The following is a 16939-nucleotide window of genomic DNA, read 5'->3' as shown; positions in this document are numbered from 1 at the left end:
AGTTAAGGGTTTCATTACTAATTTCTTACTTAGAAACAGGCAGTGAGGAAGTAGGACTCGTGGGGCGTTGCTCCGGGATACGACCTTACCCTCAACAAGGGTCCTGGCGGTTACCAGCAGATGGCTCTCTGCGGCGAAGTAATGCGGAGCACTCACCGCGGCGCAAGCTCCACTGGCGCGTCGGCGCGATAGCCGCCGCCTAGCGCCTTCGCCAGCGTAATGCCCTGGCTGATCCGCTGCCCGTCGAGATCAAGCAGTGCAACGCGCTCGGCAATCCACGGCTGCCGCGCCTCCATGGCGACGAGCCGGCTCGCGAGTCCGCGCTGGTAACGCGCTTCGGCGCTGTCCTTTGCAAACGCGACGGCGTCCACCTTCTGCTGCTGCAATCTCACGTCGGCGTCGAGGTCCTGCAGCCGGCTGCCTGTCTTGGCCACATCCCGCACGGCATTGAGCACAGCCTGGTTGTATTGCTCGATCAGCGTATTGCTCACCGCGCGTGCGCCGCCAAGGTTCGCGTTCAGGCGGCCTCCGTCGAAGATCGGCAGATACAGGCCAGGGATGAGGTTGATCTGCTGGCTCGCATGAGTGAACAGATCGCTCAAATGCAGCGCGTCGAAGCCAAAAAACGCCTTGATATTGAAGCTCGGATAGAACGCGGCCTTCGCGGCATCAATCCGGTCGAATGACGACTCCACATACCACCGCAACGCCTGCAAATCGGGACGCCGAGCGAGCAGCTCGTATGAGAGCATGGCCGGGAGGCTCGCCTGCGTTCGCGGCAACGGCACAGGCACGATTTCAGGCAGGCCGTCCGGCCCGGCCCCGATCAACGCACGCAACGATTCGCGTAACTGCCGTATTTGTCCTAGCGCATCAACGATCTGCCGTTGAACCGCCAGTTCCAGCGCACGGGCGTCCTCTGTGCGCGTGCGCTCCTCGAGTCCACGCGCCGCACGTGCGCTGTGCGACTCCACCTCGAACGCCGCGACCTTTTGCGACTCTTCGAGTAGAGCAATCAACTGATAGGTGGTCTGTATGCCGTAGTAAAGCTGTGCGACGTCGGCAGAGAGTTCGAGTTCGACTGCGGACGTCTCCGCGAGACGCGCATTATGCACGCCGAGCGACGCAGCAATTTCAGCGCGCTGTTTGCCCCAGATATCGATGGCGAGGCTCGCGCTGAGTCCGACTATGCCTTCCGTATACCACGGCCCGGTCGTGCCGAGCGCCGGATCGCTCGCCGCGAACGGTCCGAGAAAGCCGTGCGCCGAGATATGCTCGCGATTGATGAGCGCGAGCGCAACCGTCTGCAAGCCCATGCCGGCCCTCACCAATTCGACGTCTGACTTCGCCTGCGAAACCCGTGCGTGCGCAATCACCATCGTTGGCGCACCGGCGAGCGCGCGATCGATGAGTGCATTAAGCTGCGGATCGCCATAGTCCTTCCACCAGCGCGCTGAGGGCCAGCCATCGCTAGCCAGGTGGATATCGTCTGCGAGTCGTATCTGCTCGGGCGCGATCGTCGCGTTGGGCTTGCCCTTCTCATGAATCAGCGCGCAGCCGGCGATCAAGCACACCGAAGAGCCCAGTACGGCTGCCCAGAGGGTGATGCCGCGAAACCAGCGAAAGCGGATACACTCAGGCCGCGCCATGTTGGGGTGACCCGCGAAGATTGGGAGGCGAAGGCGCCTCATCGTGCCAGTCCGGCAACGCGGATATCTCGCGCAAGAGCTGGAGTGTGCAAGCCAGCAGACGTGCGTGTGGTGATGGCTCCTGGTGTGCATCGGTTCGACCATTAAGCGCCGCCTCTTGCTCTATTGCACGAACGGCGTCCCCGGCCGACACGCCCGGCGAGCGCGCTGTCGGCGGCTGGGCGGCAAGCTCGTTTGCATAACGCGTGAGATCGGCCGACGCCTGCTGCAAAACTGCCTGCGCCGCGCTATGGAGAACGTCGCGCACGCTCGCATCCCGCACGCCCAGCACATTGTGAAGCGCATTACCGGCCAGCATGATCTCGCGCGCCTGGGCGATTACCGTTTGCGCGCGCACCGTCGTTTGCGCCTCAGGTGCTTCCTGCCAACCTGGCTCCAGCGCAACGCGCGCGAGCATGGCCTCACAATCGCCGATCGACATCCACGTCTTCAATTGAAGCTGCGTGTAAGACAACTGAGCCGCTGCAGTGTCGATTGCGGCCGGCGCGGCAAGGAGCGTGCTCACCGAGCGCAGCGTGCTTGCCAGTTTCTGCCGCAACACGTCGCCCTCGCCCTCGCGCCAGAACGACATCTGCATCGCTGTCGAGACGGCTACGCCCAGCAGGATCCCCACCAAGCGGTCGCGGATTTCGGTGAGGTTCGTGGTGGGACCGAAATCCGCAAGCACCGAGAGCGAGAAGGTGAAGACGATCTGAATACCGGCGTAAGCGATACGCTCGGTGCCGGCTGCCACCCATGCCCCCAAGGCGACCACCGGCAAACTCATCAGCAGCAGGCCCACGATACTGTCGAGGCGAGGGACCACGAACACCACCATGAAAAGCGCGAGCGCGCTGCCGACCATCGCGCCGCCAATACGCAGCATTGCGCGTTGCGTGGAGGCGCCGAGGCTCGGCAACGCGACAATCAGACAGGTGAGCATGATGGTGTGAACGCCCTGCCAGTCGGCCGCGTTGTAGAACACATAGCAAATGAGCACCGCGAGCAGCGTCTTAAGCGAGAAGCGCACGTATGCGGGATTGGTCAGCGCATCCGGCGCCACCATTGGCTCCTTGACGGGTGCGCCTTGCGCGGGTGTATCGCGCGCGTCAACGTCGCTTAACGCGTGAAGCGAGCGCAGCATCTCCTCGACTGTGACCGGAACGACCACCGTGGCACGCTGCCCCAGTGCCTCGGTACGCACAAAGCGCCAGCGCTGCCCAGCCGCCACTGCTGCATCGAGCGCACGGCAGTTTTCGCGCACCTCTCGCAACACGATTGCCTCGTTCACCGAAGATATAGACGCACGAGGCATTTGGGCCTGATCGCTGGCAGCCCGATAAAGACGCGAGACAGTTGCAATGCAGGCGAGCCGATAGACCCGCTCCTCGCGAACGCGCGCGCTGCGCATCGCCGCAAATTTCAGCAGCCTCTGAAGCGTCGACGCACCTTGCTGGACCGCAAGCAGCGAAATCGGCTCGGGCCGCGGGCCACCGTCGATCAACCAGGCCAGTTGCGCATCCACTGCCATCAGTTGCCGGTGAATTTCCTCGTTGAGTTGCAGTTCTGGTTCAGCAGGCAACAGCAACGAATTGATGAGCAGCGTGAGCGCGATCGGATAATTCACGGCAACCCATACCCACAGCACCGCGCGAATCACCAACTCGGCCTGGTCGGTCCGATCCACGAAAGTTTGCGAATAGATGACGACGATTGCCACGATAAAGAACGCTATCCCGATCTTCAGCACGCGCATCAAATAGACGCTGCCTAGAAAAACCAAGCTCGCGGCGACGATGCGCACAAGCGGGTAGTCAAATGTCAATTTCAGCAGCAGAATCGATAAGCCGATAGCAAGCGTTGAACCTACGATGAACAGGATGCCCACCATCCTTGTCACCACAACGTTCGCCTGCGTCACGTAGAACACCACCAACAGGGAAAGCGCGATCTCAGGCACCTGTAGCGCCATGGACGTCACGATGACGATCGCGCTCGTCAGTACGCAGCGCAGCATCACGTTAGTGCGCCCCGGGGAGGGCGCGAGTTGGCCGCGCAGGAACGATGCGGCGCGAAGCACACTGTTGGGAACAGAATCGACGATTCGCATGGCGGCGCCTCACTTGTGTTCCGCTTGGGCGGCACGCCCAGGATTGAGCATGGCGACCGCCGATGTGCCGAGGCGAAAGAGTTCGCGGTTCGGATTCTCCACACGAATCTTGACCGGGAAACGCTGCGAAACGTGCACCCAGTTGAGACTGCGCTGTATGCGCGGCAGGCCACCCGGCAGCGACAGACCGCCCTCTTCCGGCAGCACGCCGTAACTCACGGAATCGACCACCCCGCGAAAGCGCTGGCTCGTGTCGCTCATCAAATAGACCGTCGCCGGCGTGCCGGCGCGCACGCCTTTGAGTTCGGTCTCACGGAAGTTTGCGACCACATACCAGTGGCGCGTATCGATCAGCGTGAATACAGGCTTGGCCACCGACGCGAATTGCCCTGTGGATGTTTTCAGCGACACGACGCGCCCGTCGAACGGCGCCCGCACGGTGGCGTATTCGAGGTTGAGTTCGGCAATCGCGATTTCCGCCATGATGACTGCGCGCTGGGCGACAAGAGCATCGACACCGCTAACGGCCGCCGCGGCCTGCTGTGCCTGCAGACGTGCGGCGTCCAGTTGTGCGGCAGCCGCGCGCTGTGCGGTGCGCGCGCGGTCAACGTCCTCCGCGGACACGTACCCCTGGGGCAACAGCGGCTCGGTCCGGCGAAGGGTGTCCGCAGCCTGAACGGCGGCCGCGCGAGCGCTTTCGACCGCGGCCTTTACAGACTGTGCGTTGTACTGCTGCGCATTCACCGTGCGCTGAGTGAGCTCGATTTGCCGGTCCAGCGCTACAAGCGACGCCTTCGCGCGGATCACTGCGTCCTGGTACGGGCGCGGATCGATCTGGAACAGCAAATCACCCTGCTTTACCGCCTGGTTATCGCGCACCGCAAGTATGACGATGCGGCCGTTGACCTCCGGCACGACATCGATCGTGTCGGCATACGCATATGCATCGTCGGTTCTTGGCGAACGATCGACGAGCATGATTACAACGATCAAGAGCACGATTGCGATCAGCACCAGCACAATGGCGGGCCACGTCTTCTTCTTTGCTGCTTGTCCGGCGGCTGTTGTCATGTGGCCACCTTTCACAAATGTTTTAGTGTTTCAGCATTTCAGTGTTGAAAGAAGACCAACCAGACAACGAGTGACAGCGACATCATGAGAGCCGGATAGACCACCGCGGCGGGTTGCGCGCGATCGCTATAACGCGTGCGTTTGAGAATGACATAGGCGAAAACCGTGAGCATCACGCCGGCGACGATGCAAAACAACCAGTCAGGGAAGTAAGCGCCAAGCACATTGATGGACGGCGCATATGTGCAGCCGGCAATCGGCAGGACAGCGCCGCAGGCCGTTCCCTTCACTTGCACCGTCCATCCTTTCCCGAAGCATGGCATGTGCTTGCTCCAAGAGATCGCTCGCAGAGTCTGAAACGAACGCGCGTATTGGCCTGTTTGTTATAGCGCATTGAATACGAGGACGATATGAAAATTCGGCGCTGGCAACGTAGAGCTGACTGCGCTTTCCTCATACGGTTAGCCCTAATGTGGGGCGGATGACAGTCAAGCGGATAACCGGTGCTGTTGACTTAATGAAACCACTTCCAAGGTCGTGATCGCGCCACCCTCCCCAGTGACGCGCTTCTTGCCTTGGATCGCAGATACGATGGACGCAATGCGCTATACGGCAACATGAAGTCGCTCTAACTCGGCCTGCTGCGGAAATACCAGCGTGAACCGTGTCACGCCTGCAATGCTCGACGCGTGCCAACTCCCGCCATGCAGCTGCATGATGCTGCGCACGATCGAAAGCCCGAGCCCGCTCGACTCCGACGAGCGATGCCGCGAGGCATCCGCTCTGTAAAAGCGATCGAAAATTCGTTCGAGGTGATGCGGCTCTATCGTCGGGCCGCGATTTTCGACGTAGACCGTCGTGCCATCGGGCCCATGCTTAGCCACGATCGAGATGGCCGTTCCCGGCTCCGCGTAGCGCACGGCATTCGCCAACAAGTTGCCGAGTGCGCGCCGCAACAGCATCGGGTCAGCCCACACGCAACCGCTGCCATGCCACGCCAAGCCCACATTGCGCTCATCCGCAAGACCTTCGAAATACTCATCCATCCGCTCGAATTCGTCTGCAAGAGTCAATTCCTTGCGCTCGAGCGCAGGGCCCGCGTGTTCCGTGCGTGCCAGGAACAGCATGTTGTCGATCATTTTCGACATGCGCTGCAGCTCCTCGAAGTTGGAGCCAAGCAGCCGCTGATAATACGCGCTATCACGCGACTGACTCAGGCCCACTTCGGTCAGGCCAAGCATATTGCCGATCGGCGTGCGTAGATCGTGCGCCATGTCGGCCGAAACCTGCCTCAACTGAGTAAATCCGCGCTCGAGGCGATCGAGCATACCGTTGAACGCGGCAATTACCGCATCGAGCTCAGGCGGTGCGTTGCGTCGCTCTATTCGAGTCGAAATCGTCCCCACTCCGATCGATGCAGTCTGCGCAGCAAGACGACGCAGCGCAGACATACCGCGCCGCGCGAGAACGAAAGCGAGCAAGGCCGCTGCTACACCCGCGAACGAAGCCCAAAGGAATACGTGCTTGCGGTATTCCCTCAGCATTCGCGTGCGCTCGCTCAAGAGCCGGCCAGAGACGATCTCGACGTCGCGCTGCCCGGCTATGCCATGCGCGGCAGCAGCGACATAGATGAATGGCGTACCGTCCGCTGCGCTCGTATGGTGAACCGCGCTGAGCGTCAGTGGTGCATTTACCGAGACTGGCGTCACGTCGGGTATGGCCTTTTGGCCCGGGTTGATTGCGATGAGTGGCGCCTCCCCCGGAAAGCGAACGACGAGCAACGATTCGGCATTGCCAAGCATGTTGGCGAAGAGGTGCGGCTTTTCACGGATCAACTGCCGCACGTCGACATCCTTCATCAACGTGCGAATCTGGTCGACGCGCGTGACGAGCGCAGCGTCGTCGCGCATGATCAGTTGCGCTTCCAATTGGCGATAGAGCGCGCAGCCGACAATCGCCAACGCGCCGAAAACCATCAGCGCAAACAGCAACGCAAGCCGGGAGGTGAGCGAGAGGCGTCTCATGTTTCATGCTCGCAACGATATCCCACACCATGCACCGTGTGGATGACACGAACCGCAAAGGGATCGTCGATCTTTTGCCGCAGCCGGCGCACCGCGACGTCAACGACATTGCTATCGCTGTCGAAGTTCATGTCCCAAACGCGAGACGCGATCAATGCGCGGGAGAGCACCTGCCCCTGATGTTGCGCGAAGAAGAGCAGCAAATTGAACTCCTTGTTCGTGAGCGCAATGCGTACACCACCGCGTTCGACCCGCCGCTTCGATACATCGATACACAGATCGCCGATTGCCAACGCCTCTTCTTCCTGCTTCTGCGGCTGCCCTCGACGCAGGATAATGCGAATTCGCGCAAGCAGCTCGGCGAACGAGAAGGGCTTTACGAGGTAATCATCTGCACCGAGATCGAGACCCTTCAACCTGTCTTCGAGCGTGCCGCGCGCGCTCAGGAACAACACTGGCGTGTTGACGCGAGCACCCAGCCTCTTCATGACGGTCCAGCCATCCATTGCCGGCATCATCACGTCAAGGAGGATCAGGTCGTAGTGCATCTCCTGCGCAAGGTGCAATCCGTCGATGCCATTGCCGGCCACATCGACGATATAGCCAGCCTCGGTCAAACCGTTGAGCAGGTATTCACCGGTTTTGGTTTCGTCTTCGATGACTAGGATTCTCATATTCCATACCGCCTCTGCTTCGCGCCCAGTCGACTTGTCAACGACAGCGACCGAATGCGCCACGCTGCTCGTCACCTGCAATGCATCGCGATCGACAAAACGATCGCTGACGGGCCCTAGCTGCGCAGCCTGGGCACTCGGCGGGGCGACTTCGTCCGGAGGCGATTCATATGGCGAATGCCCCACACCGTCGGCCTTCACCATAACCGGACGCGCTGAGTGCATGCGCTCGAGTTCCTGGTGAACGATCGTGTCTTCTTTCGCGACCATATACCACCTCGGCCTTTTATTCCAGGGCGCAACGGAGGCCTGCGCCATGAGCACGGCCGGCGCGGACCACGTATGCGCGCGGATATCCGCATGTTGTGGACACCCGCCGTGCCGTCAGCCGGAGGATCGTCCGGGGCCAAACCGGTGCCGTAGACGGAAGCTCGGTGCGCAAGCACGGCATCCTTCTGTGCGGCGGTAGCCTTCGCGACGACCGGACAGAGCGAGGGAAGACGCAGAGCAACTGGCATAGCAACTCCTTTCTCGCATCAAGTGAATGAGATTTCAGTACAGCTTGATGCCAGTCTAGGGAACACGCTCGCACAGGGCCGTTACTCAATCATTACGAAAGAATGACGAAGTAGCGGCGTCGCCCGCCTGCCTTATCCCTATTGTGCCGGGCCGATGGAGACCTTACTGAGTGGTTGCTTCGGCGCGCACCTTGCTGCATTGGCCACGGGCCGCTAACGCATTCCGCTCTGTCATTTTTTTGTAATGGCTGGGTCACAGCCCTGTGGGAGTCCGCTCCCTAGACTGGCATCACGCTGTAACCGAAAGCGTTTTACGCAGCCGACCCTTAGTTGTTAGGACATTTAATTTAGGAGTGCAAAATGAACAGAAAGATCGCCGTATGCGTTTCGATGGCTCTCATTGCTTTGGCTGGCGCCACCTCCAACGCATTTGCTCAAGAAAAGAGCCGTACTGAAAGCCAACCGTCGAATGTGTCGTCGCTTGCGTCCCAAGCATGCGTCGGCCCAGTCTCCTTCTGCTCACTGTACTTCGGCGGCTAACGCACGGCGTTAAGACGGCTTTATTTTGTCTCTCTTTCTCCGCTTCTCTAATTTTATTTAGGATACCTAATCATGAAGACGTTGACTGCTCTTATTATCGCCGCGTCCGCAATCTCCGCTCCGGCGCTGAGCTTTGCTCAATCGAATGGCCCGCTGACGCGTGCTGAAGTACGCGCTGACTTAGTGCGCCTCGAGCAGGTGGGTTACAACCCTTCGCAGGGCAGCGACAGTACCTACCCGGCCGATATTCAAGCTGCTGAGGCAAAAGTCGCGGCGCAGGACGCTCAAAAGCCTACCGCGCAGGACGTCGGCGGTGTTACGCAAAATGGCAATGCTTTTTCGGGCGCACCGATGCAACGGCCCGCCTGTGTGGGCCCGGTCACCTTCTGCAACCCGTACTTCGGGGGCTGAGCTTGGAGCATGGGTTTCACTCCCACTGCATTTGGCCCCAAATCAGGCGCCAGTCATCATCGAAGAGACCAACGCGCGTGCACAAGCCACGCGCGTTTTCGTTTTTGAGAATGGCTTGCGTAATGGTTCATTCACGGCCCTCTTCAAATACGCTCGTCAACTGACGCTACGCCGTACAAGTTTCCAACATGCCCCGCGCGTGAACTTCTCAATCACCGCATCGCGGCGATCGTCAACCTTTTGCCTCAGCCGGCGCACCACGCCGCAGACGATATCGCTATCGCTATCGAAGTTCATGTCCCAAAGGTGAGAAGCAATCAATGCGCGCAAGCAGCTCCGCGAACGAAAAGGGCTTGACGAGGTAATCGTCTGCACCGAGAAGTAGCGGCGTCGCCCGCCTTCATATTGCGCCGGCCCGATGGAGAGATCACTGAGTGGATTTCCAATGCTTCGGCGCGCACTTTGCTTCGGTGGCCACGAGCCCGCTAACGCATTCCTCTCTGTCATTTTTTTGTAATAGCCGGGTCACGGCCCCGTGGGAGTCCGCTCCCTAGACTGGTATCACGCTGTAACCGAAAGCGTTTTACGCAGCCGACCCTTAGTTGTTAGGACATTTAATTTAGGAGTGCAAAATGAACAGAAAGATCGCCGTATGCGTTTCGATGGCTCTCATTGCTTTGGCTGGTGCCACTTCCAACGCATTTGCTCAAGAAAAGAGCCGTACTGAAAGCCAACCGTCGAATGTGTCGTCGCTTGCGTCCCAAGCGTGCGTCGGCCCAGTTTCCTTCTGCTCACTGTACTTCGGCGGCTAACGCACGGTGTTGACGGTTTTATTTTGTCTCTCTTTCTCCGTTTCTCTAATTTTATTTAGGATACCTAATCATGAAGACGTTGACTGCTCTTATTATCGCCGCGTCCGCAATCTCGGCTCCGGCGCTGAGCTTTGCTCAATCGAATGGCCCGCTGACGCGTGCTGAAGTACGCGCTGAGTTAGTGCGCCTCGAGCAGGCGGGTTACAACCCTTCGCAGGGCAGCGACAGCACTTACCCGGCCGATATTCAAGCTGCCGAGGCAAAGGTCGCGGCGGCCGCGCAGGACGTCGGCGGTGTTGCGCAAAATGGCGATGCTTCTTCGGGCGCGCCAATGCAAGACGCTGACCCGCCCGCCTGTGTGGGTCCAGTCACCTTCTGCGACGTGTACTCAGGAGATTGAACTTGAGCATGAGTTTGCGCCCATCTGCTTTTGGCACCGAATCCGGCGCATCATCGAAGACCAACGCGCGTGCACAAGCCACGCGCGTTGGCGTTTTCGCATTTGCGTAATGGTTCAGTCACGGCCCTCTTCGAGTACGCTCGTCAACTGACACCGCGCTGTACAAGTTTCCAACATGCTCCGCGCGTGAACTTCTTAATCACGGTGCGCCAATCACCGCCTTCGGCTCAAGAAACGCTTCCAGCCCAAACGTGCCGTACTCGCGTCCGATGCCCGATTGCTTGAAACCGCCAAACGGTGCGGCCGGCTCGTGCGCCAGCGTATTGACGAGCACGCGCCCCGCGTCGATTCGCGATGCCACTTCGCGCGCCCGTTCGACATCAGACGAGAACACATAAGCCTGCAAGCCATAAGGCGTATCGTTGGCAATCTCGATCGCCTCCTCGGTGTCTCGGTACGCGATGATCGAAAGCACCGGGCCGAATATCTCCTCCCGCGCGATCGTCATGCCATTCGTCACATCGCTGAATACAGTCGGGCGGACGAACCAGCCTGCCTCGACGCCGTGCGGCCGGCCCTCGCCTCCCGCAATCAGGCGTGCGCCCTCGTCGATTCCGATGCGGATATAGCGCTGCACGCGGTCCCATTGCTTCTGGCTGACCATCGGGCCGATGCTCGTGCGGGGGTCTCGCGGGTCGCCCGCCCGAATGCCTCCAATGGCTTCCACAACCCTTGCCTCAAACTCCGCGAGGCGCGACTGCGGCACCAAAATGCGGGTGCCCGCGATACACGCTTGGCCGCTGTTCATCAAGCCGGCTTGAATCGCGAGCGGCACGACTTCGTCGAAGCTTGCATCGTCGAGAACGATCGCCGGCGACTTGCCGCCCAGTTCCAACGTCACGCGCTTCAGCGTTTCGGCAGCGGTGCGCAGGATCGCTTTTCCGACAGCCGTCGAGCCGGTGAACGATAGCTTCGCGACATCGGGGTGCGAGATGATCTGCGCGCCGACCGTTTCACCACGTCCCGTTACGATGTTGAATACGCCCCGCGGGAGCCCTGCTTCATGCAACGCCTCAGTGACGATACGCGTTTGAATAGCGCTCATCTCGCTCGGCTTGATGACTGCTGTGCAGCCTGCAGCGAGCGCCGCAGCGAGCTTGCCGCAGATGAAGCCCGCATTGTTGTTCCAAGGTGTGACAAGGCCGGCCACACCGAGCGGTTGCATCACCACTTCGGCAAGTCCCGCCCGGTGGGCAAAAGCGTAGTCCTCAAGCACCTTCGCCGCTTCCGACAGCACGTCGCTCGCGTGCTCCGCCATCCATCGGGCAAGCGACACGGGAGCCCCATACTCCTCGACGATAGCTTCGAGAAGCGCCTCCTTTCTCGAGGCCATAGCCGCATGCATGCGCTTGAGCATGTCGACGCGCTCACGCTTGTTCGTGCGCGAGAACGCCGGAAACGCGCGCTTTGCGGCAGCGATGGCATCGCGCGCGTCCGCTTCATCGGCCAGGCGTACGCGGCCGACCACCTGCTCGGTCGCCGGATTGAAGAGATCGAAGAGCTCGTTGCCGTGCGGCGTAACAAACGCTCCGTCGATATAAATGGTGTCGATGATCTGCATCGTTGCGGCTCCGGAAAGCGCTGTGTGAACCACAACGATAGGCCGCCGGCATTGCGCTGACTAGACGTACAATCGAGGACGACCTATTGAGCAATTTAGGACAATGAAGACATCGGGCCTGGTTGAACTGGAAGCCGTGCTGGCTATCGCGCGCCATCGCAGCTTTCGGGCGGCGGCAAACGAAATGGGCATATCGACGTCCGCACTCAGTCATGCGGTGGCCGCGCTCGAAGCGCGCATCGGCGTGCGGCTTTTCAATCGAACAACACGCAGCGTGTCGTTGTCGGAAGCCGGCGCACAGTTCGTCGCCAATGTCGGGCCTGCGCTTTCAACAATCCGAGTCGCACTCGAGCAGGCCGGCACTTTCCGCGACACGCCGTCGGGCACCTTGCGCATCAACACCTCGGCGGGTGCGGCAAATCAGGTGATGCCGGTCTTCATCGCATTTTTGCAACGATATCCGGAGATGAAGCTCGATATCGTCACGGAGGGAAAGCTGATCGACATCGTGGTTGAAGGGTTCGACGCAGGCATCCGCCTCGCCGAAACGGTGCCACAGGACATGATCGCCGTGCCGTTTGGCGATAGGCAGCGGTTTGCCATCGTCGGCAGCCCCACGTATTTTGCGCAGCACAAGCCACCGCGAACACCCGCTGATCTCAAGGCACACCGTTGTATCCGCACCCGGATGCCGAGCGGCGCGATTTATCACTGGGAGTTCGAGCGGCGCGGCGAAACAGTGCGCGTCGACGGCGACGGCGCGCTGACGCTCGACGAATCGGGTCTGATGCTGACGGCGGCGCGCGCTGGGCTGGGTCTCACTTATCTGCCCGAGTCGACGGTCAACGCGGATCTGGAGGTCGGCACACTCGTGCGAGTGCTGGAGGACTGGACGCCGCCGCTCGACGGACTATGTCTCTACTATCCTGGCCGGCGTCACGTGTCCGCGGGACTGCGCGCGCTGATCGATATCATCCGCGAACACGCTGACGCACGATATCGTGGCATGCGATAAACGCTCATCGGCGGCTGCCCGCCGCCGCACCGACACACCACCCAATCAACTGCGTGCGGCGGCGATGCCATTATCCGCGGCGTGACGCCCATCCCGTCATGCTCGACAGCACGCCGTCTCGCCGAATGAGCCCATGAAACAAAGCGGCGGCGAGATGGAGCAGCACTGTCGCGAAAAGTGCGAAGGCCAGCCACGTGTGCAGCGTGCGCAGCGACGAGAAGAGTACCGGGTCGCGAGGTGCGATCGGCAGCAGATGGACGGCACCGAACAGCACGACCGGATACCCTCCGGCGGACAGCATCGACCACCCGATCAGCGGCATCGCAGCCATCATGACGTACATGGCAACTTGCGTAAGCTTCGCCGCGACGTGTTGCAAAGTCGGCACATCGTTCGGCAACGGCGGACTGCCATGTGCCATTCGCACGATAAAGCGGATCACCACGAGCAGCAGCAATGCGATACCTAGTGGCCGATGAATGACGAGGAGCACGCTATGCAGGTGCGAGACGGTGAACACCATCACAACACCGATGAACAACATGACAAAAAGCAGCGCCGCCATGGCCCAATGCAGCACCCTTTGAACAGGGCTGAAATGTGTGCGTACGGATTTCATGAAGGGTTCGAATCGTGATGTGCTGTTGCTGTTGCCGTTTCCGGATGGAACGCCTCTTCACGCGTGCGTCGCTTGTAAGACACTGCATAAGCCGCCGAGCGAGCTGCAAGCAGCGGGTCATCGGAGGGGCTGATACCGTTGGGCAAAACCGTCGGGTCAAAATTGATGTCGCGGCAAGCACCGTCCGATTGGGGTGTCTCGCGCTCGAGCACGAGCGTGCCGGCATCGATGTGCTGACGGTCGTCCGGCCATAGCTGAGTGGCATCGTCTGTCTTGTCGCCGGACGCCGCAATCGTCACGATCAAATGCCAGCGCAGGTTGCCTGCTTCAAGCTGGCGCATGAGGTCGCTTGCAAGAAAGTCCGAGCCAGAGCTCGCACGAGCGTCGAACGGCGCATAGGGTGCCTCCGGCACCATGGCCCAGCGCACGGAGCGTGTGTGATCGGCTGAGTCCGTGAACCGGAATGCGTTGATGCTGTAGTACGCGCCGTTTGCGAAACCGGACGCCGGCGGATGTGCTTTCACCCACGCCTGAAAGGGCCGAGTATCGGGATTCGCCTTGTAAAACGCCTGAAGCTTCGCCGGATTCGGTTTGCCGGTTGCAGGGTCGGGCCGCGCGGCGACGAGTTGTTCGTAGAACTGCGCGGGCGTGCGAACCGCAAAAACGGGCGTGGAATTCATGGCCGTTCGCCATTGTTCACCGTCCTGCAACATAAACGCCAACGCCATGCTACGGATAGGCACGCTGGTATCCGGCGCCGACGGGTTGCTGCCAGGGATCGCGAAACGCCCGGTCACCGCGGTGCGGCGCCCGCGAACAAAAACGTCTGCAACGGACAACGCGGCCGCATTGCCGTTGCTGTCGAAATAGCCTTCGACGCAGACGCCTTTCGCGTGATTGCGGCGGTAGCCCGGGTGAACCCCCGCATTGGCCTGAAAAGCATCGATAATACGCGGCGCGCTTAGTCGTGTCGGCGAGAACCACCCTGCTGCATAAGCAAACCCGCCAGCGATTGCGGCGACGACCGTAAAGATCGCACCAAGCCGGCACGGCACGCAGATGCCGGGCGGTGTAGACGTTGGTCTCTTCATGTGGCCCTGTTCCCTTGAATTGAAAAATGAAACGTCGATCTGTAAACCGTTGACCTCGCGCTTTATTCCAGTCGCACTCACGCGCCAGGCGCCGCTCGGTCCAATACTTGAAATCGAACCTCTCGCAGCCCGGGCTACGCCTTGCTGCAATCGACGCAGTAGAATCAGGCAGCCCACGCACCGCGGCCTGCGCACTGCCCTCCTATCGGGCAACTGACGACGCGGTGCGCATCGGGCTGCACGCGGGTCGCGGGAATAATCTGCATGGCTGGGTGTTTGCCATTGTGAGCGGTGTGGGTCCGTAGTGAGACGGCGTGCAACGGTTGATCGGTATGACGAAATGAACATCCGCGATGAGTTGATGGAGCACGTGCCGCGTTTGCGCCGTTATGCGAGAGCGTTGATACACAACGAACATCTCGCCGACGACCTCGTGCAGGACACGCTCGAGCGTGCGCTGGCCAACGCCAGTCGTTTCGAATCTGGCACGGACCTGCGAGCCTGGCTCTTCACGATCATGCATAACCTGTTCGCGAACCAGGTGAGGAAGGCGTCAGCCCGCGCAGTTCATCTGTCTGTCGACGACGACGGCATTGCCGAATATGAGCTTGCCGTGCCGGCGGGCCAATCGCGCTCGCTCGAGGTGCGCGATCTGGACTACGCCTTGCAGCGATTGCCACCCGAGCAGCGAGAAGTGGTACTGCTCGTCGGTCTGGAAGAAATGAGCTACGCCGATGTTGCACTGGCGCTCGGTATTCCGGTCGGCACCGTCATGTCGCGCCTGTCACGCGGGCGTGAACGGCTGAGGGCGTTGATGGCGGGTGTGCAAACGGCGGCGAAATTAAAGGTGGCCCGATGAACAATTGGCAGAGCACAATCAGCGAAGAAGAGATTCAGGCCTACGTGGATGGCTCGTTGCCCAACGAGCGGCGCGCGGAAATCGATCTGCTGCTCGCACACAATGCGGCGTTGGCGGCTCGCGTCAGCGATTACTTTTCGTTGAACGCACTGCTGCACGAACGCTACGATCAGGTGATGAGCGAGCCCGTACCCCATCGGCTGCGTTCAATGCTGGTACGCCAGCGGTTCAACGCCGCGAATTGGCCGCGTTTCGCGGGGATGGCTGCCGCACTGGTGATCGGAATAGCGATCGGCACCGGGACGCAGATGGGCCACACGCTCGCCACGCTGTCGGCCGGCGGCAATGGCGAATGGCGCTCGGCGAGTGCAGGCGAAGCGGATCCCTTTGCGCGTCGGGCGGCAATAGCGCATGTTCTCTATATGACCGCAGTGGACAGGCCCGCCCGGATCAGCACGGATCAAGAGGAAGACTTCGTTCGCTGGCTGGCGAACAAGCTCGGTACCGACGTGCACCCGCCCATTCTGTCCGGGCTTGGCTTCCAGCTCATGGGTGGACGCATCGTGCCAGGCGACGATGGTCAGATGGCATTGTTCATGTATCGCGACGCTGCGGGAGAGCGCGTTACGCTGAGCGTTTCCCGCAAAAAGGTGCCCTCGAATACGACGGCGTTCAAGCTTTATCAGGACGGGCCTGTCAACGTCTTTTACTGGGTTGACGGCGATTTCGGCTACGCGATCTCGGGCGGCATAAGTCGCGATACGTTGCTCAGTCTGTCGCATGCCGTCTATGCGCAGTTGACCCGCAAGGCCGGGTGAGTCCGTTCACGAACACAGCCGTTGAACGCGCACGTTGTCCGTTATTCACATTTCCGTCAATGACGGCCACAGCAACCTACCGCTCCGGACAATGACGTTCCGAGCCCGGACTTGCCGTGTTCTCCGCCGTGGAAACCCGCTATGTTCCTATGCATCGGCCAATCGGCCGGCATCGAAGATGTGAGGTGTTCCATGCGTATCGGAAAAATTCAGACAACCGTCGCCGCAGGCTTTTTCTGCGCCGGGCAAACGTCGCGCCTCATTTGCATCCTCGACAGCACACGGCCGATACAGCTGCAACGCTCGTAACGTTTTACCCCCGAGCGCGTCCTATTTGCCGACCGATTTGTGAACCCATCCCCGCCATGTTCGATCCTTCCTTGCTTGGCCGTCTTTCCTTTACGCACGCAGAGCCGACTCAAGGGCCGCTGCCGCCGGGCCGCCATCATCTGGGCATTGCCGATGAGCGCGACGCCGTGTTGTTCGTGCCCGAGGGGCTCAGGGCTGACAAGCCCGTCGCCCTGTTTGTGATGTTTCACGGCGCGGGCGGCTTTCCGGAAAAGGTGCTGCCCTTTATCGAAGAGCACGCGCAAACCCACCAGTTTCTCGTGCTCGCGCCGCATTCGATGTATCCCACCTGGGACATCGTGATCGGCGGCAATGGCCCC

Annotated in this window: 14 protein-coding genes and 3 pseudogenes; 6 read left to right on the top strand and 11 right to left on the bottom strand. The window is 60.5% G+C overall.

Features of this window, described 5'->3' with window-relative positions:
• Nucleotides 1-152 precede the first annotated feature (152 nt).
• The 7 genes and pseudogenes from VL598_RS02770 to VL598_RS02740 all read right to left on the bottom strand — a co-directional run.
• Entirely contained in the window at nt 153-1691 is a 1539-nt protein-coding gene (locus tag VL598_RS02770) for an MdtP family multidrug efflux transporter outer membrane subunit (RefSeq protein WP_325325175.1), read from the bottom strand.
• The gene (locus VL598_RS02765) at nt 1636-3798 is read right to left on the bottom strand and encodes an FUSC family protein (protein WP_325325174.1); all 2163 of its coding nucleotides are present in this window, start codon (nt 3796-3798) and stop codon (nt 1636-1638) included. Before VL598_RS02765 ends, VL598_RS02770 begins: the two co-directional genes overlap by 56 nt.
• 9 nt (nt 3799-3807) lie before the next feature.
• The gene (mdtN, locus tag VL598_RS02760; RefSeq protein ID WP_325325173.1) at nt 3808-4869 is read right to left on the bottom strand and encodes a multidrug transporter subunit MdtN; all 1062 of its coding nucleotides are present in this window, start codon (nt 4867-4869) and stop codon (nt 3808-3810) included.
• 38 nt (nt 4870-4907) lie between these two features.
• Nucleotides 4908-5192, bottom strand: coding sequence for a YtcA family lipoprotein (locus tag VL598_RS02755; RefSeq protein ID WP_325325172.1), 285 nt, complete (start codon nt 5190-5192; stop codon nt 4908-4910).
• A gap of 282 nt (nt 5193-5474) precedes the next feature.
• Complete coding sequence (locus VL598_RS02750; protein WP_325325171.1) at nt 5475-6893, bottom strand: heavy metal sensor histidine kinase; 1419 nt, start codon at nt 6891-6893, stop codon at nt 5475-5477.
• Nucleotides 6890-7567, bottom strand: coding sequence for a heavy metal response regulator transcription factor (locus VL598_RS02745; protein WP_325325186.1), 678 nt, complete (start codon nt 7565-7567; stop codon nt 6890-6892). The genes VL598_RS02750 and VL598_RS02745 overlap by 4 nt, the downstream gene beginning before the upstream one ends.
• 156 nt (nt 7568-7723) lie before the next feature.
• Nucleotides 7724-7885: pseudogene (locus tag VL598_RS02740) on the bottom strand (alpha/beta fold hydrolase); the annotation flags it as partial.
• An 809-nt stretch (nt 7886-8694) separates the two neighbouring features.
• Here VL598_RS02740 and VL598_RS02735 point away from each other — a divergent pair.
• The gene (locus VL598_RS02735) at nt 8695-9036 is read left to right on the top strand and encodes a DUF4148 domain-containing protein (protein ID WP_414718642.1); all 342 of its coding nucleotides are present in this window, start codon (nt 8695-8697) and stop codon (nt 9034-9036) included.
• 156 nt (nt 9037-9192) lie between these two features.
• On the opposite strand, the pseudogene VL598_RS16965 reads toward VL598_RS02735, so the two are convergent.
• A pseudogene (locus VL598_RS16965) lies at nt 9193-9433 on the bottom strand (hypothetical protein); the annotation flags it as partial.
• Between the two features lie 482 nt (nt 9434-9915).
• Between VL598_RS16965 and VL598_RS02730 the strand changes: the two are divergent.
• On the top strand, nt 9916-10248 hold the full coding sequence (locus VL598_RS02730) for a DUF4148 domain-containing protein (RefSeq protein WP_414718641.1): 333 nt from the start codon (nt 9916-9918) through the stop codon (nt 10246-10248).
• Between the two features lie 199 nt (nt 10249-10447).
• Here VL598_RS02730 and VL598_RS02725 read toward each other — a convergent pair whose 3' ends face one another.
• A complete protein-coding gene (locus VL598_RS02725; protein ID WP_325325168.1) occupies nt 10448-11869 on the bottom strand; it encodes an aldehyde dehydrogenase family protein in 1422 nt (473 codons plus the stop codon).
• Between the two features lie 103 nt (nt 11870-11972).
• Between VL598_RS02725 and VL598_RS02720 the strand changes: the two genes are divergently transcribed.
• Entirely contained in the window at nt 11973-12884 is a 912-nt protein-coding gene (locus VL598_RS02720; protein ID WP_325325167.1) for a LysR family transcriptional regulator, read from the top strand.
• Between the two features lie 70 nt (nt 12885-12954).
• On the opposite strand, the gene VL598_RS02715 is transcribed toward VL598_RS02720, so the two are convergent.
• Nucleotides 12955-13503: a cytochrome b gene (locus VL598_RS02715; RefSeq protein ID WP_325325166.1), complete on the bottom strand. Its 549-nt coding sequence runs from the start codon at nt 13501-13503 to the stop codon at nt 12955-12957.
• A complete protein-coding gene (locus tag VL598_RS02710) occupies nt 13500-14594 on the bottom strand; it encodes a catalase family peroxidase (protein WP_325325165.1) in 1095 nt (364 codons plus the stop codon). Before VL598_RS02710 ends, VL598_RS02715 begins: the two co-directional genes overlap by 4 nt.
• A 340-nt stretch (nt 14595-14934) precedes the next feature.
• Here VL598_RS02710 and VL598_RS02705 point away from each other — a divergent pair, with 340 nt between their 5' ends.
• The 3 genes and pseudogenes from VL598_RS02705 to VL598_RS02695 all read left to right on the top strand — a co-directional run.
• The gene (locus VL598_RS02705) at nt 14935-15453 is read left to right on the top strand and encodes an RNA polymerase sigma factor (protein WP_325325164.1); all 519 of its coding nucleotides are present in this window, start codon (nt 14935-14937) and stop codon (nt 15451-15453) included.
• Nucleotides 15450-16271: an anti-sigma factor gene (locus tag VL598_RS02700; protein ID WP_325325163.1), complete on the top strand. Its 822-nt coding sequence runs from the start codon at nt 15450-15452 to the stop codon at nt 16269-16271. Before VL598_RS02705 ends, VL598_RS02700 begins: the two co-directional genes overlap by 4 nt.
• A gap of 365 nt (nt 16272-16636) precedes the next feature.
• Nucleotides 16637-16939: pseudogene (locus VL598_RS02695) on the top strand (esterase); the annotation flags it as partial.

Origin of the sequence: Trinickia sp. (assembly GCF_035492435.1) — a bacterium.
Lineage (GTDB): Bacteria > Pseudomonadota > Gammaproteobacteria > Burkholderiales > Burkholderiaceae > Trinickia.
Note: the sequence above shows the minus strand (reverse complement) of the source record. Positions and strands in the feature narration are given on the sequence as shown.